This is a genomic window from Acidiferrobacter sp. SPIII_3, assembly GCF_003184265.1.
Taxonomy (GTDB): domain Bacteria; phylum Pseudomonadota; class Gammaproteobacteria; order Acidiferrobacterales; family Acidiferrobacteraceae; genus Acidiferrobacter.
In genome coordinates this window covers 104,269-131,195 of record NZ_CP027663.1, presented here as the reverse complement: position 1 = coordinate 131,195, position 26,927 = coordinate 104,269, and the positions used below count along the sequence as shown (strand labels likewise).

Genomic DNA, 26,927 nt, shown 5'->3' with positions numbered 1-26,927 from the left:
GTGAGTCGCGCGTAAACGAAAGCATGCCCCATGACCGTTACAGCCTGTTGCATGCCGTTGACAATGGATATCGCGTTGCATCCGGGGCGACCGTGTATGGCCGGGACGATGACCGGCGCCGAAACCTTGAAAGGCTCGCCGCCTGGCGGCTGGGCGCGAGCCTGACAAACCACGCGGGGGACAGTGACGCGGCGCGTCGATATCTCGGGAAGCCCCCGGCGCCGACTGACTATGTCTCTGTATGGATGAGACTTTTTGGAATAGTTCCGGGTGGCACGATGCTTGCTGATATCAGGGTAAGAAGGTGCGGAACGGTCTGGGAGGACGGAATGCTAAGTTGCGTGCTGACGCTCGTCAATGATTATACGGAGGCATTCGGGGTGCGCCCCAATGTCGTTTACATGAATCAGGCGCATTACGAATATCTGCGCGAGGAAATGCCGGGGATCCGGGCGCACGATGACGTGGTGGCGATGCTCGGGATCGACATCTCGCTATCAAGCCATGTCGCCTATCCGCATGTCGCCACCGCGCAATTTCGCGAGCAGCGCATCCTCGTGAGCTGAAGATTCCGTGTGGGGGTACACGATTGGGGGCCCGAAAGGCCCCCTTCTTTTTGCCCATGGCCCGGCGCTGCGCCGGTCAGGATCCCGAAAGCCGCGAGAACACCTGCTCGGCGGCGGCCACGGTGGCCGCGATATCCGCGGGTGTGTGGGCCGCGGATACGAAGCCGGCCTCATACGCCGAGGGCGCGAGATACACCCCAAGACCGAGGAGTCCATGAAAGAAGCGCCGGAAGCGGTCGGCATCGGCGCGCATGACGTCATCGTAATAATGCACCGGGCCTTCGGTAAAGAACAGACCGAACATGCCGCCGACCGCATTGGTGGTGAACGCAACACCGTGGCGCGCGGCGGCCTCCGAGAGCCCGGCGGTCAAGGCCGCGACACGCAGGCCCAGGGCCTCGTAGAACCCGGGGGCCTTGAGTTTTTTCAGGGTGGCAAGGCCGGCCGCCATGGCCACCGGGTTCCCGGAATTGGTCCCGGCCTGGAACACCGGACCATCGGGGAGCAGCTGATCCATGAGCGCCGCGGGGCCGCCCACGGCACCCACCGGCAGGCCGCCGCCCATGATCTTGCCGAGCGTGGTGAGATCCGGCCGGATGCCAAACAGGGCTTGCGCGCCGCCCGCGGCCACCCGGAAACCGGTCATGACCTCATCGAAGATGAGCAGCGCGCCATATTGGTCGCATAAGGCCCGGAGGCGTTCATGAAAGCCGGCGACCGGGGGCACGCAGTTCATGTTGCCTGCGACCGGCTCGACAATGAGGGCGGCAATCTCGTGGCCGTGCCGCTCAAAGAGCGCGCCCACCGAATCCGAGTCGTTGAAGCGCGCGACGAGGGTGTGAGCGGCGAGCGCCGCCGGTACCCCGGGGGAGGTGGGTACCCCGAGCGTGAGCGCACCCGATCCGGCCTTCACCAAAAGCGAGTCGGGGTGGCCATGGTAGCCGCCCTCGAACTTGACCACCTTATCGCGTCCAGTGACGGCGCGCGCCAGACGCAAGGCGGTCATGGTGGCCTCGGTGCCGGAACTGACGAAGCGCAGCCTCTCCAGGCCCGGCATCAGGGCGCGGACCTCGAGGGCAAGTTCGGTTTCCGCCTCGGTGGGCGTGCCGAAGGCCAGTCCGCGGGCGGCGGCGTCGGACACCGCGCGCGTCACATCGGGGTCCGCATGACCGAGGATGAGCGGGCCCCAGGCGCTGACATAGTCGATATAGCGCCGGCCGTCGACATCGAACAGATAGGCGCCTTCCCCGCGCTGCATGAAGATCGGTTCCCCCCCCACGCCCTTGAATGCGCGCACGGGCGAATTGACACCGCCGGCGATGACGGATCGGGCGCGCATGAAGGCGCGATGGCTTGCGGTCATACTGTGTCCTCGAAAAGCCGTTGATAGGCGCGGGCCGCGCCCCTGATGTCGTTGTGCCCGAAAACCCCATCGACGACCGCGAGCGCCGAGGCGCCGGCCGCGATCAAGGCGCGCCCATTCTCCGGCAATATCCCGCCGATCGCCACCAGCGGCTTGCCAAGCGAACGGGCGGCCGTCAACAACGAGGGGTCGGCGCGCGCGGCGTGAGGTTTGGTGCGTGACGGGTAAAAGCTTCCGAACGCCAGATAATCCGCGCCGCGCCGCGCCAGATCCCGCGCCCGATCGAGGTCCGCGTAACACGAAGCACCGATGATCGCTCGTGGTCCGAGCCGCGCGCGCGCCGCTTCCACGGTGGCGTCGTCACGTCCGAGATGCACGCCGTCGGCGTGCGACGCATGGGCGAGTTCGACATCGTCGTTGACGAGCACGGGAACCGCGAAGGCGTGGCCCATGGCCACCAGGGCCTGGGCGGTGTCGATGGCAAGGCCCGCGCCCTTGCACCGCAGCTGCACCACCCGCGCGCCGCCCAGCAGGGCCGCGTGTACCCGCGCCAGACCCTCGGGTCGGCAGCAGGCGGCGTCGGTGACGACATACAGTCCGGCGACCTTCAATCCCGGTCGACCTCGTCTTCCCGGGCCCAGAACAGGCGGTCCGGCAGCTGCTGCCCCATACCCAGGGACCAGGCGGCCTCCAGGGTCTTATGCGTGTATTCCAGGGCCTGGATGATGGCGTTCACCGGTTCCAGACCCTGGGCCAGGACCGCGGCACAACTCGATGCCAGCGTGCAGCCCGAGCCGTGATACTCCCCCGGCAGACGCCGGTAGGAAAAGCGCTCGAGGAACTGCCGATTTCCGTAAAGCAGGTTCACCACCGCGTCGGTCGGTTCATGGGTGCCGGTGATGAGGACATAACGTGACCCGAGCGACATCAAGCCCTGGGCACAGGCCTCGAGGGTATCGGCCTCCGGGACCAGACGCCGGGCCTCGCGGCTGTTCGGCGTGATCAGGGTCGCGAGCGGACAGAGGAGCGAACGGAATCCATCCTCCAGGGGTTCGTCGCTCAGCGGATCTCCCCGGCCACTCGCGAGCACCGGGTCGATGACCGCCGGGATGCTCGGGTAGTCCGCGATGACCTCGGCGATCGCCGTCAGGTTGGCGAGACTCCCCGCCATGCCGACCTTGAAGGCCGCGACCGGCATATCCTCCAGGATCGCCCGGGCCTGCTCCACCACCAAGCCGGGCTCCAAGGCCGCGAAACCCTTCAGGCCGAAGGTGTCCTGCACGGTTATGGCCGTGACCACCGGGGCGGCGTGGCAGCCCATGCTCATGAGCGCCTCGGCGTCGGCCTGAAGGCCGGCGCCACCGGTCGGGTCGTTGCCTGCAAAAACCATGACGATCGGGGGGTTCACAATCACCTCTCTTCCCTAAGGGCGGTACGCGCGACACGCGACAGCGCGCGGATGAGCGCCGGGTCGGCGTTAAGGGCCGGCACGACATGATACTCCCGGACGCCGGCTTCGCGAGCGAGCCGGGCATAGGTCATCCCGAGCTCATAGAGGGTCTCGATATGATCGGACACGAACGCGATCGGATAGACGAGGATCTGATCGACGCCCTCGCGCCCCTGCTCACGGATGACATCATCGACATAGGGTCGCAGCCACTCCAGCGGCCCGACGCGACTCTGATAGCAGAGCGTCACGCGCGGCCAGGCAAGACGCTCACGCACCAGCCGGGCGGTCTCCTCGATCCCGCGCTGATAGGGATCGCCCTGCTTTATAAGGCGCTGCGGGACGCCGTGAGCCGATAACAGCAGGCTGATGCGTGCCGGATCCGGGGCGCTGAATCGTCGCGCCTCCCGGCCTATGGCGGTCGCGATCCCATCCAGATAATCCGGCTCCTCATACCAGGAATCGATGAAGCGGACATCCGGACGGTAGTGGAGCCGGGCGCATGCGCGCAGGAATTCGTTACGCGCGCTGCCGCTCGTGGTCAGCGAATATTGCGGATACAAAGGCAGCAACACGATGCGCGCAAACCCCCCGGCCTTGAGCGCGGCCACGACCTCGCCGGTCAAGGGATGCCAATAGCGCATGCACACGAAGACCCGCGCCCCGAGATCCGCCAAGGCCTGCTCGAGCGCCCACGCCTGGTCCTGGGTATTGGCGCCTATGGGCGAGGCCCCGCCCAGGGCCGCGTAGCCACGACTCGCCTCCTCGCGCCTCCGCCATGCAACGAGCCGCGCGAAGAGGCCTTGGGTGAAAGCGGCTGCCGGAAACTGGAAGATGTCGGGATCGGAAAACAGATTGCGCAGAAACGGCTCTACGGCCTCCAGGGAATCGGGGCCGCCCAGATTACACAAAACGACAGCGGTGCGGGGACTGGTCATCGCGGCATTGTACTGCCCGCCGTCGCGTTTCACGAGAGAACGAATCATGGCAATATAAGCTGATGAATGCCGATCCCCCGAAAGTGTATATGTGCGTCATTTGCGGTTTCCTGTACGAAGAAGAGAAGGGTCTACCGGAGCACGGAATCCCGGCGGGCACGCGCTGGAAAGACGTCCCCGAGAACTGGACCTGTCCAGACTGCGGGGCCACCAAGGACGAATTCGAGATGATCGAGATCTGAAATGAGGGCCTATGCGCTGGTGCGCAGCCGCAAGCGCCGTACTCTGTGCCTCCAGATCAGCCCTTCCGGCGCCCTGCGCGTATTGGCCCCGGCGGCCACCCGCCAGGCCGACGTCGAGGCCTTCCTTGAGGCCAAGACACTCTGGATCGAACGCACCTTGAGAAGGCTTGGCGAGGCCCCGAAACCAGCCCCGTTTGCGGATGGGCTGACCCTGCGGCATTTGGACGAGTCCATCGTGCTGCGGCTTCAGTACCGCCCGGGCCCCCCGTCAGTGCGTCGCGATGGCGATGTGCTGCGGGTCGCGGCCGCCGGCGAGGACCCGGCGCGTGCCGCCGTGGAGCTCTGGTATCGAGAGGCCGCGCGCCATCATGCCTTGGCGCGTATCATCCATTTCGCGCCGCTCGTCGGCCGGGCCCCCAAGCAGATTCGTATCGGCGGCCAAAAGACCCGCTGGGGCAGCTGCTCGGCACGCGGGACGATCAGCCTGAACTGGCGGCTCATGCTCGTCCCCGCCGACCTGTTCGATTATGTGATTGCCCACGAGCTCTGCCACCTGATCGCCCCGCACCACAAGCCCTCCTTCTGGCGGGAACTGGCGCGCGTCATGCCGGACTACGAGGCCCGACGCCTGACATTGCGCGACATAGGGGCACGGCTTTCGCTATGAATATGCATCCCCAGGAATCACGCGTGATCGGCATCGACGCGCCAGACCCACGCCCGCCCGTATGGCCGGCAGAGGCGCCCACGGAGACCGCCCTGGGGGCCCGCCCTCAATCGCGCGGGGAGGAGCGGGTCAATGCCGCGATCCACGCGCTCGGCGCGGCATTGGCGCTGGCCGCGGGCATGGTCCTCGTAGAACGCGCGGCACACACCGGCAGCCCCCTCAAGGTGTGGTGCGCCGCGATCTCGTCGGCGGCCATGATGGCCTTGTACGCGGTATCGGCGATCTACCACATCCTGCCGGCCGGCGGCCTGAAGGACCGCTTCCAACGCCTGGACCGGATGATGATCGCGGTGTTCGTGGCCGGGAGCTACACCCCGGTGGCCTTGCTCATGGTCCATGCCACGATCGGGACTCTGCTGTGCGTCATCGAGTGGGGGCTGGCCGCGCTCGCGGTGGTATTTCTGTGGGGAGACCCAGGGCGCTATGCGCGCCGCTCCGAACAACTGTACCGCATAATGGGCTGGATCACGATCCTTGCCGCCCGACCATTCTTCCGGCATACCCCGCCCGCCGTGCTGGCGGCCCTGGGTCTGGCGGCGACCTGCTATGGCGCGGGCGTCGCCCTGCTGGTGCGCGACCGCGTGAAGTACCTGCATGCGGCGTTTCATCTCCTGACCCTGGTCGGCGGCGGCCTGCAGTTCTGGGCGATCAGTCGGGTCGTGGCGTCGTGAGCAACGCCCCGGAGATCGGTGGGACCGCTTGGCGCGCAGCGACGGGGCGGGCGGGCAGATCGGATCTCCCCGCGGGCGATCGACCACGGTCCCGTCAAAGTCACGCGCTCACGCAGCGCCTCGATCACTGAACGCCTGAGGCGAGCCCAGGCGAGGAGGTGGGCGGCCCGAAACGGCGGGGGGACCGCTTTTTGGGGAGAGTTTCTCCCAAAAAGGCGAGAACGAGGCGAACGCCTGCGACGGGGGGACCCCGCGCGGGCCTTGTCTTCTGGTTTTAGGGGCTTTACAGACGCAGCATCGCCAAGGCCTGATCGGCTTGGGCCGCCAAGCCCCGCAGTGCCGCTTTGATGTTCGCGACGTGGAACAGGCGCAGGAGGCTGATAGTGAAGTTCCGCAGGCAGGCGAGGGTCCGGGGCGTGTGCCCCTTGCGGGCCCGGCAACGATCCTCGTCATAGGCGCTTTGATGTTCGCGACGTGGAACAGGCGCAGGAGGCTGATAGTGAAGTTCCGCAGGCAGGCGAGGGTCCGGGGCGTGTGCCCCTTGCGGGCCCGGCAACGATCCTCGTCATAGGCCATGTCGCGTACGTGGTGCAGACGGTTCTCGATGCCCCAATGGCCTCGGTTCTGGGCCAGGAGTTGCGCGGGACTGGCCTCGGCCTGCGACTGGCTCGTGATCAGATAGACGCGCTCAAGGGTGGTTTTGTTGGGGCGGACGTGGAAGATCTCGCGCTCGACACAAGCCACTTGGGCGGCATAGGGAAACGTCACATAGCCGTTTAACGTGCCACTCACCCAGATACGTCGGGTCTCCACGCGCCCATGGGCCTTATCCGTCGTCACGTGCTGAGGGGGGAAAGGCCTCCCGATGGAGGCCTTCGATGTCGGCTTTGAGCGTAGGCTGATTGTCTTTAACAGTGAAGAGGTAGTGCGCCTGCTTGTCCTCGACCACATAACGGGCGGTCTCTGTTTGGGTATGCAGGGCGTCCGCGGTCACCACCCGACCCGCCAAGGTCAAGGGGTCGAGCAAGGGCTTCACCGCTCTCTGCTCCAGCAATTCTCAATGTGAAGTGACGCCGCTTCAGAAACGGGGTAGCGGTCGATCTACAGGGTTTGCGTGAGTCTCTGTCGGGCGTTGGGCGCGAGGGGATAGAGCCATATCCGCTTAGGGCTTACCCCATGGCGTGTGTGTTGGCGGTCTTCGCGGCCGCGGCCCGTGGTGAGGCCGACATCAATCCAGTTGGCTACGCGGTAACAATGCCCGGTGAAGCGAGCGGGGTCGACCAAGGTCTCGGCCAGGAGGGGGCGTATGCCGTAGGCGGCCGTCCAATCGGTGGTAACGGTGCGTAACGCGAGCGCCAGCACATGACTCGCGAGGTTGGGAACCCGCACGTGGGGCAAGATCAAGAAGCGGGAGTTGCAGATGACAGACTGCAGGTGCTGAGCGCGGGTGGCATCGTCCCAGCCGATCCACTGATCGCGTCCCTTCAGGCGCCAGGCCGGCGAGGAGAACTGCAGGCAGCCCAGGACCCTGGGATGCGGGGATGTCGTTTGGATCAGGTAGCGGAGATGGGCGCCAAAGGGCACGCGATGGCCAAGGTAATGATGGCGCTCGATGAGCGTGCGCCACAAGGTCCGCTCTCCTGGGGTTGCCACGCGCTGAAGCCTGATTGGCTGCAGGGTGGCAAGCGGCGCGTCGAGCGGGGCTGACTCTGGGTCCGGGCTGACCGGAACCGACGACCCGCCCCGCGCGGGCGACCGGACTTCAGCGCGGGCAGGCCGATCAGTCCCGCCTCCTGCATCCGTTCAAGGAGGGCCCGGCATTCGATCGTCTTCGGTTGTCCATTAGGGCGCTGCCAGCCCAGGAGCTCGCACACCGTCTGTGCCAGCTCATGGCGGCTTAAGCGACCATAGCGGGTTGCCAACTCGACGATCAGCGCAAGCTCCGCCGGTTCCAGTGTGTGGCCGCAAAACCGAAGGTCACTCATAAGAGCTCTCAGCTGCTGTCGGGCGCGTCGATTGTGAGGCCCTTCAGCATGAAGTCGAGCAAGGCCTCGAAACTGGGAAAGCACAGATACCGGGTCAACGCCCGGATATCGTCAAAAAAGGTCTGACGGGTGGGGAGGCTCGCGCGCAGCAACTGGACCTTCCGGTAGGTCATCTCCTGCACGGTGTGCCACAGGAAGGCGAGCAGATTCAGGGTCGCCAAAAGGGACGAGAGATGGCGCTTGCCGTGTCCGAAATTGTGTTCGAAATGGTAACCCTTGGTCTTTAGGGTGTTGTTAGCGCCGTTCTCGATGCCCCATCGCGCCCGAGCGGCGCCCGCAAGGATGGCGACGTTACCGGGGTGAATCGTATGCCGTGTGACCCAGGCGTTGTGGTACATCGTTTGGCCCGCGGCATCGGTGGTGGTCAGTTCCAGCCAGTTCACACAAAGCGCATCCTCGTGGCCGCGCAAGGGGAGCTCTGACGCGAAGCGATAGGTGTCGGTAAAGACCTGCTTACCCTTGCGGCGCGTGATCTGATGGGTCGTCACACCCCCCGAACGCGCAAGGCTCTCGACCCACTCGTACAGCGTGGGATGTGAGCTGGGTTTGCAGACCAAGAGGAAGTCTAACCCCGCCGCCAGGATCTGCTCGCACAGGGGTTGACGGCTATAGAGGTCGTCGCCGAGCACGGTGACGTGCTGATCCCGGTAGTGGGCGGCGGTCGTAAGCCAGCGCTTGGCCGCCGCCGTCTCGCAATCCTGCTTGTCGTGACCGTCCTGCGGGACAATGAATTCCGGTGCTAGGGGAATCACCCGGCTTAAAGTCGGGGTCACGATCACCGGTGTGATGACCGTATGCTGATAGCTCACGGCGCCGTTCTGGTGCTCGATGCGCGTGCATTGCGGGCAATGGATGGTAGGGGAGGCGTGATAAGCCGTCCCATCCAGGGCGATGAGGAGCTGGCCCGGACCGCTTGCGCAGGCATCGAGTGCCACCCGAAAGGGATCGATGTGGCCGCTCGCGTTCAGGGCCTGAAATATCTGCCCACCCGAAAGGGATCGATGTGGCCGCTCGCGTTCAGGGCCTGAAATATCTGCGTAAAGAGCGGGAACAGGTGAGCAGGCGCCACGGGATCGAGCATCGTGCGGACACAATTGTCCGTCGGGATTTGACTCATGCCCAAGAGCGTCTGCGCGTTGCTTTGGCCACGGGTCTGCTCCATCGTCCTCTGATAGGCCAGAAACGACGGGCTTTGCGTCAAGAATATGGCAAAGGCCGCCAGCGCTGCATCTTCCATGCTATAGACGCCGTTCTTCCCCGTCCGTTTGTCGGGAGCCGCCCGCATCACTTCTTTGAGCGATTCCACTAAGACATTGAGACTCAGGGGATTTTCGGTAACAAGATCCGTCACGCCGCGCTCGCGTACCATGGCCCAGCGCTGTTATACCGCAGACCGCACCTTTTGTCCAGCCTTCATGGTCATTGCCACATTGAGAATTGCTGTCTCTGCTCACTCGCCTTGTCGGCCACCTCCACTTGATTGAAGACCACATGGCTCGTGTGCCCGAACGCGGCGACCAGTTGCCGTGCATGACCCCCATCCTGCGATCCCCGTAAGGTTTTGCCATCGAGCGCGATCGGTTCATGCGACCGGTTCATCGGCTACGCCCTGCGTATGCAGCCAATCCCCCAGTTGCCGCTCGAGCTGTTCGATATCAATGGCCTGGAGCAGACGCCGGATGGTGGGCTCGGACGGGGGTTCATGGTGCCCATCGGCGGTCCTACGGCACCGCAACCGGCGCAGCATCGCAGGCGGGAGGCGTTTGACCCATTCGCCGATGGCCGTCGGTCCCTGTGCTCCGCTGATCACCGCGCAGAGCACGATCGCGAGCAACGAACGCTGGGTGTGACGTCGTCCTCGCTTGGCACGCGGATCATCGAGCGACTCCAGGCGCGCAAACAGTGCGGCCGCGTCCGCATCGGAAAGTTGCATGGTCTTTATCTCCTGGCGGGGTAGGTCTGGGTGCGGGCGTGGCGATGAGAGGATCAGTCGGGCCTTTTTATGGAGGGGATACACCCAGATCCGCTTGGGCGCGCCATGGGCGACATAGGTCGCGTTGGATTTGGCAAAGCCGCGCGTGGGCCCGAGTTCGATCCAGTTGGCCGCCCGGTAGCAGGTGCCGGCAAAGCGCGCCGGATCGATGAAGGTCCAGGCCAAGCAGAAGGCCGTGGCGCCGCGCGTGGGCCCGAGTTCGATCCAGTTGGCCGCCCGGTAGCAGGTGCCGGCAAAGCGCGCCGGATCGATGAAGGTCCAGGCCAAGCAGAAGGCCGTGGCCGTGGACCGCCTGCCAGTCGCTAGACAGGCGTCGGAGGTTCGCCCCCAACACCTGCGAGGCGAGATTCCGCACCCGCACCCCGGGCAGGATCAGGAAGCGGGCGTTGTTGGCGATCAGTCCAATACGTTGCCATTGCAGAGTCTTCGCCCAGCCGATCCAGGCATCCCGCGGGGCGCACTTCAAGGCTGCCGACGCCCAGCCGAGGAGCGCCAGCCACTGGCCATCCCCCTCCACCACGTACCGCAGACTGCGCCCCACGAGCGCGGTGAGCCCCAGATAGTGATGGGCACGCATCAAGCGGTCCCACTCGGCGCGTTCGCCTGGGCGGATCAGGCGCACTTGCACCCGCGACACCGCCATCGCATCATTCTGGCCGGGATCGTTCATGCCGCCTGTTATAGCAGAGCGCAAAACAAAAAGCCAGCGGATTCGGATGCCCTTCGCCTCATCAAGAACTTGGGGAGGTGAATGACGGGGCCCTGGGCGATCGACGCATCGACCTGTTTCTCGACGGGCGACCGCAGTAAGCTCACGATTCGGGCGGCGCGTCAGGGTGCGGCAATTCGTGAGACGGGGTGCGCCGATGGGCGCTTTCGGGGGATGCTCGGAGGGGCGCGTGATGGGTACGGCATGTGATGTGTTCGTGATCGGCGGGGGACCAGGCGGCACCACGGCCGGCGCGCTGCTCGCCGAGCGCGGTTACCGGGTGGTGATTGCCGAAAAGGATCACCACCCGCGGTTTCATATCGGCGAGTCCCTGCTTCCGGCCAACCTGCCGTTACTGGAGCGCTTGGGCGTGGGCGAGGCGGTGCGCGCCATAGGCATGATGAAGTGGGGGGTGGAATTCCTGTCCCCCTGGCATGCGAAGGGCCGCCAGGAATTCCTGTTCGCCGACGCCTGGAACAAGGACATGCCCTATGCCTATCACGTGCCGCGCGCCGACTTTGACGCCATCCTGTTTCGCAATGCGGCCGCCAAAGGGGCAAAGACTCACGAGGGCTGCCGGGTGCAGGACGTGGTCTTTTCCGGGAGCGGCGACGGGGCGCGGGTACGGACGCGGCACGCCGACGGGGGCGTCGAGGACTTCGAGGCCCGGTTCGTGATCGACGCATCCGGGCGCGACACCTTTCTCGGTCGCCGCCTTCACACCAAACGGCGCAACCCCCGGCACAACAGCTCCGCGCTCTATGGGCACTTCCGGGGGGCGGTCCGAAACAGCGGCCAGGAGGAGGGCCATATCTCGCTCTTCTGGTTCGAACACGGGTGGTTCTGGTTCATCCCCCTGGCCGACGGGATCACGAGCGTGGGCGCCGTGGTCTGGCCCCATTATCTGAAGACCCGGACAGGGCCCGTGGCGGACTTCTTCCGGGAAACGCTGGCCTTGTGCCCGCCGCTCGCCGAACGCCTGGCCGATGCCACACTCGTATCGGAGGTGCAGGCAACCGGTAATTTCTCGTACGGATGCGAGCATTCCCATGGCGCGAACCACCTCCTCGTCGGCGACGCCTTCTCGTTCATCGACCCGGTATTCTCCTCGGGCGTCATGCTGGCCATGCACGGCGGCTTTCTGGCCGCCGACGCCGTCGACACCTGCCTGAAAAGACCGGCGGAGGCCCCGCGCGCACTGCGCGCCTATGATCGCGCGCTGCGCCAGGGATTGCGCACCTATGCGTGGTTCATCTACCGCGTGAACCACCCGAGCATGCGCGACCTTTTCATGGGACCGCGCAACATCTTTCGCGTGCAGGAGGCCCTTTTATCGGTGCTGGCCGGGGACATCTTCGCCGATACCCCCGTATGGGGCTCGCTGGCGGCCTTCAAGGCCTTGTATTATCTGCATGCCCTGCGGCACCTGCGCCGGTCCCTGCGCACCCTGCGGCAACGCCGGCTCCAGCATCGGCGTTCCGCGGACGCGCCGGTCGCCGCCGACACCGAATGAACGCGGATCGCCGCCGGGCGACTTGCGATTCGATCCGAACCCACTGACCGCGCCGGCTACCCGATGCCCACCGCTTCCGCAACCCATCTCGTGCTGATCCCGAGCTACGATCCGGGCCCGAAGGTCTATGAAACCGTGGCCGAGGCCTTGCGCCACTGGGCCCCGGTGTGGGTGGTCGTGGACGGCAGCACCGACGGCACCGCCGAAGGGCTCGCCGAGATGGCGCGCCGTCACGCGGATCTCCTTGTCATCGTCGAACCGTATAACCGCGGCAAGGGCGCGGCCGTGCTGGCGGGGCTTACGCGCGCGCGCGCCGAGGGCTATACCCACGCCCTGTGCATGGACTCCGACGGCCAGCATCCGGTATCCCTCATTCCGGCCTTCATGCAGGCCTCGGGCGCGCATCCCAAGGCCATGATCCTGGGGGTCCCGGTGTTCGCGGCCGACGCCCCGCGAGCGCGCGTCTACGGCCGGCGCCTCTCGAACCTGTTTACCAACATAGAGACCCTCGGACGCCATATCGGCGACTCGCTGTTTGGGTTTCGCGTCTACCCGATCGAGCCGCTCTTTCGCATCATGAGCGCGCGCCGCTCCATGCGCCGGTTCGACTTCGATCCGGAAGCGGCGGTACGCCTCTTCTGGGAGGGGGTCACGGTCTGCAATATCGATGCCCCGGTCCGCTATTTGCGCAAGACCGAGGGCGGCATCTCGCACTTTCATTACGTGCGCGACAACCTGCTGCTCACCGGCATGCATATACGCCTGGTCTTCGGGCTCCTCTACCGCCTGCCACGCCTGCTCCGACCCGGCGCGAGACCTAGATCATGCCGCCGTTGATGGAAATGACCTGTCCGGTGATGTAGCCGGCCTGATCCGAGGCCAGGAAGCCGATGAGATCGGCGACCTCGCGGCACTCGCCGGCGCGGCCCATGGGAACAAGACGGGCAATGTCGTCGGGGCCGAAGACGTGGCTCATGGGCGTGGCGATGATGCCCGGGGCGACCGAATTGACGGTAATCCCGCGACTTGCGACCTCGAGCGCCAGCGATTTGCCGGCGGCATGCAGGCCGGCCTTGGCGGCCGCGTAATTGGCCTGACCGCGATTGCCGACAAGACCGGCGACCGACGTGACATTGATGATGCGCCCCCAGCGCGTGCGGATCATGGGCAAGAGCAGGGGCCTTGTGACATGAAAAAATCCATCCAAGGAGACATCGAGCGGGCGCCGCCATTGCGCCGCCGTCATGCCCGCCAGCACCGCGTCGTCGCAAACACCGGCATTATGCACGAGGATCTGGATGGGGGCCTCGGCCAGAAAAGGGGCGAGCGCCGCGGCCACGGCGTGCGCATCCGCGAGGTCAAAGACGCAGAGATCGGCCGCGGCACCGAGGGTGTTCAGCTCGGAGACCAGGCGCGCGGCGTCCGCGCCGCGGGTATGGGCATGACAGAGGACGTGGCAGCCGTCCGCGGCCAGCCGGCGGCAGATCGCCGCACCTACGGCGCCGCTGGCACCGGTCACGAGCGCGCGGCGCGCCGCCGGTGCCCGGTCGTTCACGAGGCGCGCCCCTGAAGGGCGGTGAATTGTACCGTGGCGCGCCCCGAGACCAGGGGGCTTGAGGCGGTCGCCACGAGAAATCGATAGCTGGCGCCACGCGTATCGCGGGCCAGACAATGACAATGGATGAGCAGGTCTTCCTCGATGTCATCGAGGCGCGCGACCCGCAACCGGATATCACGCACCGCGAGCAACGAACCGGCGGGTGGCGTCCGGCCATCCCCGCACAACGCGCCATGGATGGCCATGGCCTGCGCGGCATACTCGATCGCGCACGCCGCCCCCAGGCGCCCGCGTGCGCGCAAGGGATGGGCCGGATCGCGATGACCATCGGCGAGGCACTCTATGGTGTCGTGATCATAGGCCCGTACCCCGGCCAACAGGCGCATGGCGCCCCGATGCGGCAGATAACCATCGATCTCGGCGCGCCCCAGGCGAAGGGCGCGGGCGCAAGGCGCCGACCGGGCGGAGCCGCTCATGGCCGCCCCGGTGGCCGGCCAGGCCGTGTGGGCGCGGGCCTCATGGGGGCGCGTCGGGTAATGAGATCGCGGCCATGGCCACGGGACGATCCACCAGGAAAAGGCCGAGATCGAGGAGGCCTGGCCCGGAATCCCGCCAGCGGAGCCGGACCTCTTGTCCGGGCCGGACCGGGTGCAGGAACTTGGCCGAGGCCACGCACAGGGACTCGTAGGAGAGGCCGCGGGCCGCGCACACGGCGGCCAGCGCCTCGTCCAGGAGCAACGCGCCGGGCACGATCGGATCACCCGGGAAATGGCCGGGGAAGGCCGGGTGGTCGGCGGGAAAGGTGAGCCACGCCTCGTCAGCCATGGCGACCTCCGGCCTGGCGGGCACGCGATGCCAGCAGCCGGCGCATGGCGGCCAGCGGCAACTTGCCGGTGGCAAGCCGCGGCAGGGCGTCGACCAGGACCAGCGGGCGCGGCAGAAACACCGGATCCACGCGCGCGCGAAGGGCCGTTTCGATGGCCGCCGCGGTAAGGCCGGGGGCAACCACAAAGGCCGTGAGACGCGCGACCGGGCCCGCCAAGTCCTCATCGGGCATGTAAAAGGCGCCGTCGACCACACCGGGAATGGCAAGCAGCTGCTGTTCGAGGAAGGCGATCGAACTGCGCTTGCCGGCCACGTTCACGATGTCGGTGCCGCGGCCATGAAGCCGGAACCCGCGAGGCCCGCTCGGTTCTATGATGTCGCCCAGGACGGCCGGAGTCTCGACGTGCCCGCCATGGACCACAAACGACGCGTCGCGAGCCTCCAGAACGAGCCCCGGGAAGAGTGTCCAGAGTTCGTCATGCGTTGGGCGCCGGGTGGCGATCTGGCCGGCCTCGGTGGCCCCGTAGATCTCATGCAGCGGCGCATCCAGGCGCTGCTCGGCCTCCTCGGCCAGGGCCCGGGGCAGGGGGGCGGTGGCGCATAACACGGCATCGAGCGCGGGACTCGCGGTCGCGCTCGTGAGGAGTGCACGCAGGTGCACGGGCGATGTCACCAAAAGCCGCGGGCGCGGGACCGCCGCCAGCGCGCCAGCGATGTCTTCGGGATAAAACGGGCGTCCATGGTGCGGCCGGGCGCGACCATGCAGGCCCAGCATGACACTCGACTCAAGCCCGTACATGTGCTGCGGCGGCACGGTGGCGATGAGCGACCAGACCGGGCCGTCATCGAGCCCGAGGCGCGCGGCCTCGGCGCGCGCGCCGGCCACGAGCGATCCCCAGGTCTTCACGTGGCCCACCGGGGTCCCGGTGGTCCCCGACGTGAACACGGTCACGACCGGCCGATCGAGAGGAATGCGCGGCACCGGCAACACCTCCCGCCCGCCGCCCCGGGAATCGAGTCGCGGAAAGCGCACGATCGGCAGGGTGACGGGGAAATCGCTGTCGGCAAGGCAGTGCAGGTCCGGCATCTGCGCGTGCAAGGCCTTGATGGTCTCGACGGCGTGGGTGGCCGGCAGCACCGTCATGCGCCCGGCGACCGCGGATGCCGCCAGCCCCACCATGAAATGGTAGCGATCGGCGCAGGCATTCAGGATCGGACCGCGCGGCGGCCAGAGCGCGGCCACCTGCGCGACGTCGCGCAGGAATTGCGCGAGCGGGCGCGGCGCGCCTTGGTAAAAGGCCAGCACCTCGGCGGGATCGGTGGCGGTGGTGAGCGCCGCGCCGGCAGGGACACGGGTCATTGCGGGAGGTGCCGGTAGGACCGCGGCGCCTGGTCCTCGCCGGCCAGGAGGCTGCGCCAATGGCGGCGGCTGGCGAGGATCACCTGCAGAAACCCGGCCCGCTCCTCGCGGGGGACGACCACCCGGCGGACCAGGTACTCGGCGATGAACACGAGAATCATGATGGGCCACGTGAGGACGCTGGCGTAGAAGGCCCAGACCCGCACCCCGGCCGCAAAAAACAACAGCACGGAGAGGATGGCCATGGCGCCAAAGAGCCCCGCCCAAAGCTGGGTGACGCGCCGCGTGTAATGAGCGAGTGACGGGCTCAAGGAGCCGCGCATGAGCCACGACAGGCGCGAGATGAGGGGCGTGCATGACGGTCGGAGCGAACGCAGGAAGAGGCCGCACAAGAGCGCCATGACCCCCACATCCTCGGCGAGATACGCCCAGGAATAATGGACGGCCATGAACGCACGGTAGTGCCAGAGGGCAAGGCCCGCGCCCCCCCAGAGGGCGAGCCACAGGCGGCGCGGGCGGGCGGCCCACGCCGCCGTCAGGGTCAGCACGAGCAGGGGCGCAAAGGCAAACAGCGCCCCGAGCGGATCGAGATGCCGGGCGGTATTCGTCCGATAGGAAACCACGGGATAGGCCAGCAGCAACGCCGCGGTAGCCAGGGCGCGAGCCTTTCTGAGCCACATCCCCGTTTTGTGCACCCCCATACGCAACCTCCCGGATCGCCGCTCGCACCAGCGACGGATACGGCCACGCGCCCATGGCGCCCTGACAGGTAATCGCGCCATCATAGCAGAAGATGCCACGCGGCTTCGTCCGCCAGTCGGGAAGCGGACACAAAAAAAGGGGGGCGGGGACCGTTCGGCCCCCGCCCCCCGGAGTGCGCGATGGGCCGGCTTACATCATGCCGTCCATGCCACCCATACCGCCCATGCCGCCCATGCCGCCGGCACCCCCGCCGGCCGCCGCCTTCTCCTCCTGCGGGAGTTCGGCGATCATGGCCTCGGTGGTGATCATGAGCCCGGATACCGACGCCGCATTCTGCAAGGCCGTGCGCGTGACCTTGGTGGGATCAAGGATACCCATGGTCAACATGTCGCCGTACTCGCCGGTCGCGGCATTGAAGCCGAAGCTACCCTTGCCCTCGGCCACCTTGTTCATGACCACCGAGCCCTCGAGGCCGGCATTCATGACGATCATGCGCAACGGCTCTTCCATGGCGCGGCGCGCGATCTGGATGCCGACGTCCTGATCGTGATTGTCGCCCTTGACCTTCATGTTCTGCAGCGCCCGGATCAGGGCCACGCCGCCACCCGGCACCACGCCTTCCTCGACCGCCGCGCGGGTCGCATGCAGGGCATCTTCCACGCGCGCCTTCTTCTCCTTCATCTCCACCTCGGTGGCTGCCCCGACCTTGATCAAGGCCACGCCGCCGGCGAGCTTGGCGACCCGCTCCTGCATCTTCTCCTTGTCGTAGTCGGACGTCGCTTCCTCGATCTGGGCGCGAATCTGCTTCACGCGCGCCTCGATGTCCTTGGAATTACCGGCACCGTCGATGATGGTGGTGTTTTCCTTGCTGACCTGCACGCGCTTGGCCGATCCAAGGACGTCGATGGTGGCCGCCTCGAGGGTCATGCCGATCTCTTCGGAGATCAGCTGGCCGCCGGTCAGGATGGCGATATCCTGGAGCATGGCCTTGCGGCGATCGCCGAAGCCCGGGGCCTTGACCGCGCAGACCTTCAAGATGCCGCGGATGTTGTTCACCACGAGCGTGGCGAGCGCCTCGCCCTCGACATCCTCGGAGATGATGAGCAGCGGCCGGCCGGCCTTGGCTACACCTTCCAGGATCGGCAAAAGCTCACGGATATTGGAGATCTTCTTGTCGTAGATCAGGATGTAGGGGTTCTCGATATCGGCCGTCATCGTGTCCTGCTTGTTCACGAAGTAGGGCGATAGATAACCGCGATCGAACTGCATGCCTTCGACGATCTCGAGCGCGTTCTCAAGGCCCGAACCCTCTTCGACCGATATCACGCCCTCCTTGCCGACCTTGTCCATCGCCTCGGCGATGATGTTGCCGATCGATTCATCGGAGTTGGCCGAGATCGTGCCCACCTGGGCGATCTCCTTATGATCCGAGCACGGACGCGAGATCTTCTTCAGGGCGTCGACCGCGGAGGTCACGGCCTTGTCGATGCCGCGCTTCAGGTCCATCGGGTTCATACCCGCGGCCACCGACTTCAGGCCCTCGCGGAGGATGGCCTGCGCCAGAACGGTCGCCGTGGTCGTGCCGTCGCCGGCGATGTCGGAGGTCTGCGAAGCCACCTCCTTCACCATCTGCGCCCCCATGTTCTCGTACTTGTCCTTGAGCTCGACCTCCTTCGCGACCGAGACGCCATCCTTGGTGATCGTGGGCGCGCCGAACGATTTGTCGAGGACGACGTTGCGGCCCTTGGGGCCCAGGGTGACCTTCACTGCGTCGGCGAGGATGTTGACGCCGCGCAACATCCGGATGCGCGCGCTGTCACCGAATACGACTTCTTTAGCTGCCATGGTTCTTCCCTCTCTTTAAGCGTTCGTTATTTGCCGTCAATGATCGCGACTACATCTTCTTCGCGCATGACGAGCAGCTCCTCGGTGCCGACCTTGACCTCGGTCCCGGCGTATTTCCCGAAGAGGACCTTGTCGCCGACCTTGACGTCGAGCGGACGCACCTCGCCGCTCTCTAGGATCTTGCCTTTACCGACGGCCACGATCTCGCCCTGGATCGGCTTTTCCTTGGCCGTATCGGGAATCACGATGCCACCGGCGGACTTCCGCTCTTCTTCCAGGCGGCGCACGATCACGCGGTCGTGCAGGGGGCGAATATTCATGCTCAATTCTCCTGTTTGTGGGTGAGGCTGCGCCTTCATAGGAATCTCCTTAACTCTAGGAAACCGCAATACCTGGGACTATCCGTGCTTGCTAGCACTCGTATCAGGTGAGTGCCAATCATAAACAAGGCCAATCTCTTGTCAAGTCCGACTTAATCGCGGTACGAGCGAAACCGGCCCTCGAGCGGCTCGCGCGAGCCGCCGCCGGCCGCCGGCGGCGACGCCTCCGGCGGGCGCCGCAGGGCGCGCCGCGCGGGCCCGATCAGCAGGGCGAGCGCCAGGAGATCCGAGAAGAACCCCGGGAAGATCAAAAGCAGGCCGGCGAGCCCGAGGGCCGCCCCTTCCCAGACCGCCTCGTGCGGGAGCCGGCCGTGGGACAGGGCGGCGCGCACATGACCAAAGGTGCGTACCGGCGACAACCGCAGCAACACCAGTCCCGCGACCGGGCCGGCCACCAAAAGCCCCAGGGTCCACCATGGCCCGATGGCCTGCCACACGAGCACGATCACGACGACCTCGATGAGCGGCAGGAGCGCGATGAAACGCAAAAGCCGCGCGATCATGCGATCACCTCGGCACGGACATCGGCCGTCGGCCACGCGGCATCGACCTCGGCCAGGACCCTGGGGATGGCCGCCGTGAGACGGTGATCGCCCCCGGCCACGACCGTAAGGCGCTTGGCCGGGGCGCGGACGTGGCGCAGAAAATCCTCGCTCACGGCAAGCGGCACGACCTCGTCTTGATCCCCATGGATCATGGCCACCGGGCAGGGCAGGGTGACCGGCACCGACAAGACGTCATGAGCAGCGGCGTCCTCGATCAGACGGTAGCCGAGCCGATAGACCGTTCCGGGCGGGCCATAGGGGTCCGGGAGCGTCAACTGGCCCTCGCGGCGCCATTGCCGGCGCAGGTCTTGCGGGAGGTCGGCATAGTAACGCTGCAGGAAATTGAAGGCCGGGGCGAGCAACACGAGGCCGGCCACCGGGATACGCCGCGAGCGGGCCATGAGCACCGCGAGCCAGGCGCCCAGACTGGATCCGACGAGGATCAGCGGTCGTGGCGCATAGAGCGCGGCCACCGATAGCGCGTCCTTAAGCCACCCCGAAAGGGTCTGCTCCACGAGCACCCCGGTCGACGCGCCGTGCGCGGCCAGATCAAAGCGCGCCCACGAATAACCGTGCGCCAGGGCATGGTGGGTGAGCGCCGTGGCCTTTTCACCGGCGCAGTGGGAACGAAAACCGTGCAGGAACAGTCCAACAGGACCGTAACCCGCGTCGGCCATTCGTCCCCGGATCAGGATATCCGGACGGGTATTGAGGGAGAACGCGGTCTCGGGCACGTAAGGCTATTCCGGATGTCGGCAAGAGGTTATGGTATAAGAAGCGCGGCACGCACGCGAATTGCGCGTCCGACGCCACGACAATCCACTTCACTGGCGCTTGAATACCGCAAGTCCTGGCGTCGGCCGCTGACCAAGCCGGACCGGCGCGGGCCGCGCGGCTTGCATGTGGCTTTAAGATGCGCAAACCGACAAGGAGTTCCCCGCGCGGCAAGCAGTCGCCGCCCGATAGCGAGGCCAGGCCGTGCCCCAAGAGGCCCTGATCGTTTTCAGCACCTGCCCGCGAGCCGATGCGCCCGGGATCGCGAGCGCGCTCGTGAATGAAAGGCTGGCGGCCTGCGTCAACCTCCTGGACGCCGTGCAATCGGTGTACCGCTGGCGCGGGCAGGTGGAGACCGCCACGGAAACGCTTTTGATCATTAAAACGACCACGGATCACTATGACGAAATGGAACGGCGCCTGCGGGCCTTGCACCCCTACGAAGTCCCGGAGATCGTGGCGGTCCCGGTCGCCCGCGGCTACCCGGCCTACCGGCAATGGCTTGAAGACGCTACTCGCCCTTAGCCTCGCGATCACGGCGGTACTGGCCACGGTCCCCGGCGCGCAAGCCGCCACGCAGGGGGGGCCGCTGGCGGCCTTCAAGGCCTTTTTCAGTCATCGCCAGGAGCCGTTCCTGAAGCGCAGCCAGGCCTACCGCCTGACGCTGAGGGCGCCCGGCACGAATGAATTGCTGGCCCACTTTCGCATAGCCCATGGCTATTATCTCTATCGCAACAAGATCCGCTTCACGCTGGAATCGCCCCGCCATGGCGTGACCCTGGGGCCGGTGGCCATGCCGCCTGCGAGCGTCGAGAAGAACCGGGTCCTGGGCACGCTGCTCATTTACAAGAAGTCCTTTACCTTGCCCCTGCCCTTGACCGGCGCGCACCGCAACCAACGCCTGACGGTTCGCGCCCACTATCAAGGTTGCGCCATCGCCGGCATCTGTTATCCGCCGGTCACGCACACCCTGGTAGTCCGGTTGCCGGGCCGGACCGCGGCCCTGAACGCGGCCCATGAGGCCCCGGCGGCGAGCGCGCCCACGGCACCGCGCGCCACGGGTCCCGATGCCGGGACCTGGTTATGGGCGATCGTGAGCGCCTTTGGGATCGGGTTGCTTTTGACCTTCACCCCGTGCGTGCTGCCCATGATCCCGATCCTGTCTGGCATGCTCGTCGGCCGCGGCCAGGAGCGCCTCACCAAGCGCCAAGGCGCGCGGCTTTCGGTCGCCTATGTGCTCGGGACCGCCACGACCTACGCCGGTGCCGGGGCATTGGCGGGGGCCACCGGCCAACAACTGCAGGCCTATTTCGAGAACGCCTGGGGCATCGGGCTCTTAAGTCTGCTGTTCGTGCTCATGGCGCTGTCGTTGTTCGATCTCTACACGCTGCAGATGCCGGGTTTCATCCAGAGCCGGATCGCCACGGCGAGCGCCGGCGTCAACCGCCGCTCACTGGCCGGCGCCTATATGCTCGGCCTTTTGTCCGCCCTGGTGGTGGGGGCGTGCGTGTCCCCCCTCCTGGTGTCGGCGCTCGCCGTGGCGATCTCGAGCCACAGCGCCTGGCTTGGGGCGGCGATCATGTTTAGCATGGCGCTCGGCATGGGCGTGGTGCTGGTGGCCCTGGGTATCGGCGCCGGCTATCTCCTGCCCAAGGCCGGCCCGTGGATGGACACCGTCAAATACGCCTTCGGCGTGCTGCTCCTGGGGGTTGCCATCTATCTGCTCGGGCTTTTGCCGGCGGTGCCCGTGCTGCTGCTATGGGGCGTATTACTGATCATAGTCGGCGTCTATCTCGGTGGCGGCCGGCTCGAAGCGGGGGCCGCGGGGTTCCGGAAGCTGCGCGCGGGACTTGGGATGGTGCTGCTCGTCTGGGGGGTCCTGGCGCTCGTCGGGGGCCTACAGGGCAATCGCGATCCCCTGCACCCGCTGACCTTCCGCAGCGCCGGCGTGACCCACGCCGGGACCCATGCCCTGACATTCCGCAAGGTCACGTCGCTCGCGGCGCTCGATCGGGCGCTCGCGCGCGCGACTAGCTTAAACGAGCCGGCGCTCGTGGATTTTTCGGCCAGCTGGTGCGTGGATTGCACGCGCCTGCGGCGCGAGACCTTCCCCGATCCGCGCGTCCAAAGGGCGCTGCGCGGCTTTATGCTGATCGAGGCGGATGTCACCGACGACACACCGGCGACGCGCGCCATGAAACGCCGGTTCGGGGTCCTCGGGCCACCCGCGATCCTGTTTTTCTCGGCGCAGGGACGGCCCCTGCGCCAAAAAGACTTTTACGGCTACAAAGGTCCAGAGGCGCTCGCGCGCCTCGCGCATGAGGTGAAATCGACATGAGGGGACGCAGTCACGCGGTCTGGGCCGCGGCAGTCATCGGGGCCCTGGCGGCCGGTTTTGCGGTTGGGCGCTACACGGAGCCTTCGCCCCACGCGCGCAAACGGCACGACACGCGCGTGCACTTCACCCTGCCCGACCTCGCCGGCAAGCCGCGCTCCCTCGACCACTGGCCGGCGAAGGTCTATCTGGTCAATTTCTGGGCCCCCTGGTGCCCGCCCTGTCGCGCCGAGATCCCGCTCCTCATCAAGACCGCCCGGGCCGACAAGGCCCGCGGGCTCGAGGTGGTCGGTATCGCCCTGGATCGCAAGACCAAGGTGACGCGCTTTGTCCACGCCCACCACATCCCCTATCCGGTGCTGCTCGGTGGAGAGCGCGGCCTCGAGATGCTGGCCCGCTTCGGGGACGTGCAGGGCGCCATTCCGTTTAGTCTGCTGGTCACGCCCCACGGGCGCGTCTTGACGGGTCAACTCGGGGAGTTTACCCGGGGCACGCTCAAGGCGGCCATCGCCACCGCGTTCAAGAGACGGTGATTTGCCGGGAATTGCGGCGAAAAGCGGGTAACTGGACAAGAACGGCGGATACGGGCACAATGCGCGCACCGGGGACGTCCCGGCGGGAAACGCATGGCTGATCTGCTCGTACTAAATGGTCCCAACCTCAATCTCCTCGGCACCCGCGAGCCGCGTCACTATGGCACCGACACCCTGGCCGTGATTGAAGGGCGCTTGGCGGCGCTGGCCGCCGACATCGGCCACAGCATCGCGTTTTTGCAGAGCAACGCCGAACACGAGCTCATCGCGCGCATCCACGAGGCGGCCGCCGACGGCACGCGCGCCATCATCTTCAATCCGGCGGCGTTTACCCATACGAGCGTCGCCCTGCGCGACGCCCTGGGGGCGGTCGGGTTACCGTTCATCGAGGTCCACCTCTCCAACATCCATGCCCGCGAGCCGTTCCGCAACCGGTCCTACTTCTCGGATATCGCCGCCGGCACCATCAGCGGGCTCGGCGCCTTGGGTTATGAGCTGGCCCTGATGGCTGCCATTTCCTACTTGCAACCTAGGTAAACGTCCCGTGGATATCCGCAAAGTCAAAAAACTGATCGAAATGCTCGAGGCCTCGCACTTAGGCGAGATCGAGATCAAGGAGGGGGAGGAGTCGATCCGCATCAGCCGAGGATCCTCGGCGGCCCCCGTGCCGGCCGCCCCGGTCGCGATGCCGGCCCCGTCGGCCCCCGCGGTCGCCGCGCCGGCGGCAAGCGCCGAACCGGCGGCGGCGAAGCCCATGCCGAGCGGGCATCCGGTGTCCTCGCCCATGGTGGGCACGTTTTATCGCGCGCCATCGCCGGATGCCCAACCGTTCGTGGAGGTCGGCACCTCCGTGAACGTCGGGGATCCGCTATGCATCATCGAGGCCATGAAGATGTTGAATGAGATCGAGGCCGACCGCGCCGGGGTGATCAAGGCCGTCCTCAAGGAAAATGGCCAGCCCGTCGAGTACGGCGAAACGCTGTTCATCATCGAATAACGGTCATGATCGACAAGGTGGTGATCGCCAATCGCGGGGAAATCGCCCTGCGCATCCAGAGGGCCTGCCGGGCGCTCGGCATCAAGACCGTGGCGCTGCATTCGGAGGCCGACCGCGACGCCAAATATGTGCGGCTCGCCGACGAGTCGGTGTGTATCGGCCCGGCGGCCGCGGCCAAGAGCTATCTCAACATACCAGCGGTCATAAGCGCCGCCGAGGTCACCGATGCCGTGGCCATCCATCCCGGCTACGGCTTTCTGTCGGAGAATGCCGACTTCGCCGAACGCGTCGAGCAGAGCGGATTCATTTTCATAGGGCCGCGTCCGGAGACGATACGGCTCATGGGTGACAAGATCTCGGCGATCCGCGCCATGAAAGAGGCCGGGGTGCCGTGCGTGCCGGGCTCCGACGGTCCGCTCGACAACGATGAGGCGCGCACGCTCGCGGTGGCGCGTGCCATCGGCTACCCGGTCTTGATCAAGGCCACCGGCGGGGGCGGCGGGAAGGGGATGCGCGTGGTGCACTCCGAGGGCACGCTTTTGAGTGCGCTTGCGCTGACCCGCGCCGAGGCCAAGGCGGCGTTCAACAACGACGTCGTCTACATGGAAAAGTATCTGGAGAAGCCCCGCCACGTCGAGTTCCAGGTGCTGGCCGACGAGCATGGGCATGCCGTGCATCTCGGAGAGCGCGACTGCTCCCTGCAGCGCCGCCACCAGAAGGTGATCGAGGAGTGCCCGGCCCCCGGCATCTCCCGCGAGATGCGCGAGCGCATCGGCAAGATCTGCGTCGAGGCGTGCCGGCGCATCGGCTATCGCGGCGCCGGGACCTTCGAGTTTCTCTACGAGAACGGCCAGTTCTATTTCATCGAGATGAATACGCGCGTTCAGGTCGAGCACCCGGTCACCGAGCTCGTGACCGGCGTCGACATCGTCCAGCAGCAGATACTGATCGCCTCCGGTGAGCCCCTGCGCTACCGCCAGGAAGATATCGTGATGCGCGGGCATGCCATGGAATGCCGCATCAACGCCGAGGACGCGACCACCTTCATGCCATCCCCGGGCCGCATCACCCAGTACCATCAACCCGGGGGGCCCGGCATCCGCGTCGATTCGCACGTCTACAATAACTACGTCGTGCCGCCGTTCTACGACTCCATGATCGGTAAGCTGATCGCCTACGGGGACACGCGCGAGGCGGCGATGGCACGGCTGCGTATCGCCTTGAGCGAGATGGTGGTCGACGGCATAAAGACCAACATACCGCTCCATCACCTGCTTTTGAACGACGCGCTGTTCCAGGCCGGTCCGGTCGATATCCACTACCTGGAAGAACGCCTGAAGACGTGAGGGTGCGGCCGTGAGCGTGAGGCTTTCGTGCATTGCCCGCGGTCGGCGCGTGGAGGCCCTGGGCCAGATCCTCGAGGCCGCCGGCGCGCGCGCGCTCGCCTTCGAGGAGGTCCCCGGGGGGCCGGCCTTTTACGACGAGGGCCTGGCTTGCGAACCACGCTACTGGCCACGCACCCGCATCGCGGCCTTCTTCGCGAGCGAGGCCCAGGCGCGCTTCGCGCAAGAGATCATAGCCGGGGAGGTCGAGGCGCCGTGCCGGGAGCCGGTGGCAGACGAGGGCTGGGAGGCGCTCACCTCGCGCGATTGGCAGGCGTTCCCCATAACGGAGGGGTTGTGGATTTACCCCAACGGCGAGCAGGCCCCGCCCGGAAGGCTCGCCGTGCATCTCGATCCGGGACTGGCGTTCGGAACCGGTACCCACCCGACGACGCGCTTGTGTCTCGCCTGGCTCTACGAGACCCTCCGGGAGGAGGCGCACCGGGGCCCGGAGATCCTCGATTTCGGGTGTGGATCGGGGATATTGGCGATTGCCGCCTTGCGTCTTCGGGCGCACGCGGCACTAGGCATCGACATCGACCCCCTGGCGCTCGCCGCAACTTGGGAGAACGCGCGGCGCAACGGCGTGGCCGACCGGTTACGCACCGCCATGGGGCTTACGGGCGACGAGGAGCGCCCCCATGATCTGGTGGTGGCCAACATCCTGGCGGGCCCGTTGATCGCCCAGGCCCCGGCACTCATGCGCGCCACCGCCGCCCGTGGGCGGCTCGCGCTCTCCGGCATCCTCCCCGATCAGGTCCCGGCGGTGGTTCAGGCCTTTCCCGGATTCACGCTCACCCCCCGCGAGGACGAGGGGTGGGTCCTGTTGCACGGCCAGCGGCCATGATCCTCACCCAATGCCCGTCGTGCCGCACCCTCTTTAAGGTCGACAGCGAGGCCTTGGAGGCCTGTGGCGGGGCGGTGCGGTGCGGGCAGTGCGCGGCGGTGTTTCAGGCCGACGTCTATCGCCTGGAGGGGGACGCGGTCGCCGATCCGGGGCGATCGCCGGCGCGTGCGTGGCTGCTTGCGGTCGCGGCCTTGCTGCTCGCCGGGGCCCTCGGCGCGCAAGGCCTGTACGCGGCCCGCGCGCCGCTCGCCCGGCGGGCCCTGACGAGGCCGGTGATCGAGGCGCTGTGCCGGGCCGTGCCCTGTGGGCTGGCACACCCGGCGGCGCTCGATCGCTTTCATCTGCTCGCCGCGCGCGTGACCCAGGGGGCGGGCGGCGTCCTGCGCATCCGCGCGCGACTCCAGAATGCCGCGGGCTTCCGGCAGTCCCTGCCCTTTCTGGAGGTGACATTGCGCTCATCGCGCGGTCGCGTCATCGCGCGCGCCCACTTCCCGGCCCGGGTCTTCCTGCGCCGCTTGCGGCCCACGCTCGGGCCCGGCAAGACCGCCGCGGTGCGCCTTGGCCTGCGCGTCCCGACCCGGGCCACGAGCTGGCAGCTCGCGCTCCTGGCCGCCCCCAGACGATAGG

The 26,927-nt window shown here is 66.6% G+C and carries 32 protein-coding genes and 2 pseudogenes; 14 read left to right on the top strand and 20 right to left on the bottom strand.

Annotated features, from left to right (window positions below):
- The first annotated feature begins 329 nt into the window (after positions 1-329).
- On the top strand, positions 330-566 hold the full coding sequence (locus C4901_RS00680; protein ID WP_145960572.1) for a hypothetical protein: 237 nt from the start codon (positions 330-332) through the stop codon (positions 564-566).
- 76 nt (positions 567-642) lie between these two features.
- Here the strand turns inward: C4901_RS00680 and hemL are convergent, their stop codons facing one another.
- The 4 genes from hemL to hemH are packed head-to-tail and all read right to left on the bottom strand — an operon-like array spanning position 643 to position 4,350.
- Positions 643-1,929 carry a glutamate-1-semialdehyde 2,1-aminomutase gene (gene hemL, locus C4901_RS00675; RefSeq protein ID WP_110135675.1) on the bottom strand — a complete coding sequence of 429 codons (1,287 nt, stop codon included), beginning with the start codon at positions 1,927-1,929 and terminating at the stop codon, positions 643-645.
- Entirely contained in the window at positions 1,926-2,540 is a 615-nt protein-coding gene (gene thiE, locus C4901_RS00670) for a thiamine phosphate synthase (protein WP_110135674.1), read from the bottom strand. Before thiE ends, hemL begins: the two co-directional genes overlap by 4 nt.
- Positions 2,537-3,337 carry a hydroxymethylpyrimidine/phosphomethylpyrimidine kinase gene (locus C4901_RS00665; protein ID WP_205736111.1) on the bottom strand — a complete coding sequence of 267 codons (801 nt, stop codon included), beginning with the start codon at positions 3,335-3,337 and terminating at the stop codon, positions 2,537-2,539. Before C4901_RS00665 ends, thiE begins: the two co-directional genes overlap by 4 nt.
- Positions 3,338-3,339: 2 nt before the next feature.
- Positions 3,340-4,350, bottom strand: coding sequence for a ferrochelatase (gene hemH / locus C4901_RS00660; RefSeq protein ID WP_168185459.1), 1,011 nt, complete (start codon positions 4,348-4,350; stop codon positions 3,340-3,342).
- 56 nt (positions 4,351-4,406) lie between these two features.
- Here hemH and C4901_RS00655 point away from each other — a divergent pair, with 56 nt between their 5' ends.
- Genes C4901_RS00655 through C4901_RS00645 form a run of 3 tightly spaced genes read left to right on the top strand, consistent with a single transcriptional unit; the run spans position 4,407 to position 5,957 of the window.
- Positions 4,407-4,559 carry a rubredoxin gene (locus tag C4901_RS00655; RefSeq protein WP_370445952.1) on the top strand — a complete coding sequence of 51 codons (153 nt, stop codon included), beginning with the start codon at positions 4,407-4,409 and terminating at the stop codon, positions 4,557-4,559.
- Between the two features lies 1 nt (position 4,560).
- Entirely contained in the window at positions 4,561-5,226 is a 666-nt protein-coding gene (locus C4901_RS00650) for a M48 family metallopeptidase (RefSeq protein WP_110135671.1), read from the top strand.
- Positions 5,223-5,957 carry a hemolysin III family protein gene (locus tag C4901_RS00645; protein ID WP_110135670.1) on the top strand — a complete coding sequence of 245 codons (735 nt, stop codon included), beginning with the start codon at positions 5,223-5,225 and terminating at the stop codon, positions 5,955-5,957. Before C4901_RS00650 ends, C4901_RS00645 begins: the two co-directional genes overlap by 4 nt.
- A 108-nt stretch (positions 5,958-6,065) precedes the next feature.
- Here the strand turns inward: C4901_RS00645 and C4901_RS19040 are convergent, their stop codons facing one another.
- From C4901_RS19040 to C4901_RS19035, 7 genes and pseudogenes are all read right to left on the bottom strand, one after another.
- The gene (locus C4901_RS19040; RefSeq protein ID WP_370445951.1) at positions 6,066-6,749 is read right to left on the bottom strand and encodes a transposase; all 684 of its coding nucleotides are present in this window, start codon (positions 6,747-6,749) and stop codon (positions 6,066-6,068) included.
- Positions 6,750-6,783: 34 nt separating this feature from the next.
- Complete coding sequence (locus tag C4901_RS17395) at positions 6,784-6,993, bottom strand: transposase (RefSeq protein WP_168185457.1); 210 nt, start codon at positions 6,991-6,993, stop codon at positions 6,784-6,786.
- Between the two features lie 65 nt (positions 6,994-7,058).
- Positions 7,059-7,610 carry a Druantia anti-phage system protein DruA gene (locus C4901_RS00635; RefSeq protein WP_240611802.1) on the bottom strand — a complete coding sequence of 184 codons (552 nt, stop codon included), beginning with the start codon at positions 7,608-7,610 and terminating at the stop codon, positions 7,059-7,061.
- A 340-nt stretch (positions 7,611-7,950) separates the two neighbouring features.
- A pseudogene (locus tag C4901_RS00630) lies at positions 7,951-9,287 on the bottom strand (ISNCY family transposase).
- 134 nt (positions 9,288-9,421) lie between these two features.
- Positions 9,422-9,601 carry a hypothetical protein gene (locus C4901_RS00625; RefSeq protein WP_110135668.1) on the bottom strand — a complete coding sequence of 60 codons (180 nt, stop codon included), beginning with the start codon at positions 9,599-9,601 and terminating at the stop codon, positions 9,422-9,424.
- A complete protein-coding gene (locus tag C4901_RS18785) occupies positions 9,585-10,262 on the bottom strand; it encodes a transposase family protein (RefSeq protein ID WP_110135667.1) in 678 nt (225 codons plus the stop codon). The genes C4901_RS00625 and C4901_RS18785 overlap by 17 nt, the downstream gene beginning before the upstream one ends.
- Positions 10,263-10,335: 73 nt before the next feature.
- Positions 10,336-10,638: pseudogene (locus C4901_RS19035) on the bottom strand (Druantia anti-phage system protein DruA); the annotation flags it as partial.
- 259 nt (positions 10,639-10,897) lie between these two features.
- Here C4901_RS19035 and C4901_RS00610 point away from each other — a divergent pair.
- Positions 10,898-12,217 carry an NAD(P)/FAD-dependent oxidoreductase gene (locus C4901_RS00610; protein ID WP_110138455.1) on the top strand — a complete coding sequence of 440 codons (1,320 nt, stop codon included), beginning with the start codon at positions 10,898-10,900 and terminating at the stop codon, positions 12,215-12,217.
- Between the two features lie 63 nt (positions 12,218-12,280).
- Positions 12,281-13,054, top strand: a complete 774-nt coding sequence (locus C4901_RS00605) for a glycosyltransferase family 2 protein (protein ID WP_110135665.1) — start codon at positions 12,281-12,283, stop codon at positions 13,052-13,054.
- Here the strand turns inward: C4901_RS00605 and fabG are convergent.
- From fabG to C4901_RS00560, 9 genes are all read right to left on the bottom strand, one after another.
- A complete protein-coding gene (gene fabG / locus C4901_RS00600; protein ID WP_110135664.1) occupies positions 13,035-13,772 on the bottom strand; it encodes a 3-oxoacyl-ACP reductase FabG in 738 nt (245 codons plus the stop codon). The genes C4901_RS00605 and fabG overlap by 20 nt on opposite strands.
- The gene (locus C4901_RS00595; protein ID WP_205736109.1) at positions 13,769-14,251 is read right to left on the bottom strand and encodes a hypothetical protein; all 483 of its coding nucleotides are present in this window, start codon (positions 14,249-14,251) and stop codon (positions 13,769-13,771) included. Before C4901_RS00595 ends, fabG begins: the two co-directional genes overlap by 4 nt.
- 40 nt (positions 14,252-14,291) lie before the next feature.
- Positions 14,292-14,600 (bottom strand): hypothetical protein, encoded by a 309-nt coding sequence (locus C4901_RS00590; RefSeq protein WP_110135663.1) that lies wholly within the window; start codon positions 14,598-14,600, stop codon positions 14,292-14,294.
- Positions 14,593-15,960, bottom strand: coding sequence for an AMP-binding protein (locus tag C4901_RS00585; RefSeq protein WP_110135662.1), 1,368 nt, complete (start codon positions 15,958-15,960; stop codon positions 14,593-14,595). The genes C4901_RS00590 and C4901_RS00585 overlap by 8 nt, the downstream gene beginning before the upstream one ends.
- Complete coding sequence (locus C4901_RS00580) at positions 15,957-16,661, bottom strand: hypothetical protein (protein ID WP_110135661.1); 705 nt, start codon at positions 16,659-16,661, stop codon at positions 15,957-15,959. The genes C4901_RS00585 and C4901_RS00580 overlap by 4 nt, the downstream gene beginning before the upstream one ends.
- Positions 16,662-16,851: 190 nt before the next feature.
- Positions 16,852-18,507: a chaperonin GroEL gene (groL, locus tag C4901_RS00575; RefSeq protein WP_110135660.1), complete on the bottom strand. Its 1,656-nt coding sequence runs from the start codon at positions 18,505-18,507 to the stop codon at positions 16,852-16,854.
- A gap of 26 nt (positions 18,508-18,533) precedes the next feature.
- Positions 18,534-18,827 carry a co-chaperone GroES gene (groES, locus tag C4901_RS00570; RefSeq protein ID WP_065969079.1) on the bottom strand — a complete coding sequence of 98 codons (294 nt, stop codon included), beginning with the start codon at positions 18,825-18,827 and terminating at the stop codon, positions 18,534-18,536.
- 152 nt (positions 18,828-18,979) lie between these two features.
- Positions 18,980-19,390, bottom strand: a complete 411-nt coding sequence (locus tag C4901_RS00565; RefSeq protein WP_110135659.1) for an FxsA family protein — start codon at positions 19,388-19,390, stop codon at positions 18,980-18,982.
- A complete protein-coding gene (locus C4901_RS00560) occupies positions 19,387-20,166 on the bottom strand; it encodes a carboxylesterase (RefSeq protein WP_145960571.1) in 780 nt (259 codons plus the stop codon). Before C4901_RS00560 ends, C4901_RS00565 begins: the two co-directional genes overlap by 4 nt.
- A 244-nt stretch (positions 20,167-20,410) precedes the next feature.
- Between C4901_RS00560 and cutA the strand changes: the two genes are divergently transcribed.
- The 8 genes from cutA (at position 20,411) to C4901_RS00520 (ending at position 26,926) form a co-directional block, all read left to right on the top strand.
- Entirely contained in the window at positions 20,411-20,731 is a 321-nt protein-coding gene (gene cutA, locus C4901_RS00555; protein WP_110135657.1) for a divalent-cation tolerance protein CutA, read from the top strand.
- The gene (gene dsbD / locus C4901_RS00550) at positions 20,709-22,544 is read left to right on the top strand and encodes a protein-disulfide reductase DsbD (RefSeq protein WP_110135656.1); all 1,836 of its coding nucleotides are present in this window, start codon (positions 20,709-20,711) and stop codon (positions 22,542-22,544) included. The genes cutA and dsbD overlap by 23 nt, the downstream gene beginning before the upstream one ends.
- Positions 22,541-23,074 carry a TlpA disulfide reductase family protein gene (locus tag C4901_RS00545; RefSeq protein WP_110135655.1) on the top strand — a complete coding sequence of 178 codons (534 nt, stop codon included), beginning with the start codon at positions 22,541-22,543 and terminating at the stop codon, positions 23,072-23,074. Before dsbD ends, C4901_RS00545 begins: the two co-directional genes overlap by 4 nt.
- 93 nt (positions 23,075-23,167) lie before the next feature.
- Positions 23,168-23,611, top strand: coding sequence for a type II 3-dehydroquinate dehydratase (gene aroQ / locus C4901_RS00540; protein ID WP_110135654.1), 444 nt, complete (start codon positions 23,168-23,170; stop codon positions 23,609-23,611).
- 7 nt (positions 23,612-23,618) lie between these two features.
- Positions 23,619-24,071, top strand: coding sequence for an acetyl-CoA carboxylase biotin carboxyl carrier protein (gene accB, locus C4901_RS00535; protein WP_110135653.1), 453 nt, complete (start codon positions 23,619-23,621; stop codon positions 24,069-24,071).
- Between the two features lie 5 nt (positions 24,072-24,076).
- Positions 24,077-25,417, top strand: coding sequence for an acetyl-CoA carboxylase biotin carboxylase subunit (gene accC, locus C4901_RS00530; RefSeq protein WP_110135652.1), 1,341 nt, complete (start codon positions 24,077-24,079; stop codon positions 25,415-25,417).
- A 10-nt stretch (positions 25,418-25,427) separates the two neighbouring features.
- Positions 25,428-26,300 carry a 50S ribosomal protein L11 methyltransferase gene (locus C4901_RS00525; protein ID WP_110135651.1) on the top strand — a complete coding sequence of 291 codons (873 nt, stop codon included), beginning with the start codon at positions 25,428-25,430 and terminating at the stop codon, positions 26,298-26,300.
- Positions 26,297-26,926: a zinc-ribbon and DUF3426 domain-containing protein gene (locus tag C4901_RS00520; RefSeq protein WP_110135650.1), complete on the top strand. Its 630-nt coding sequence runs from the start codon at positions 26,297-26,299 to the stop codon at positions 26,924-26,926. The genes C4901_RS00525 and C4901_RS00520 overlap by 4 nt, the downstream gene beginning before the upstream one ends.
- Position 26,927: the final 1 nt, after the last annotated feature.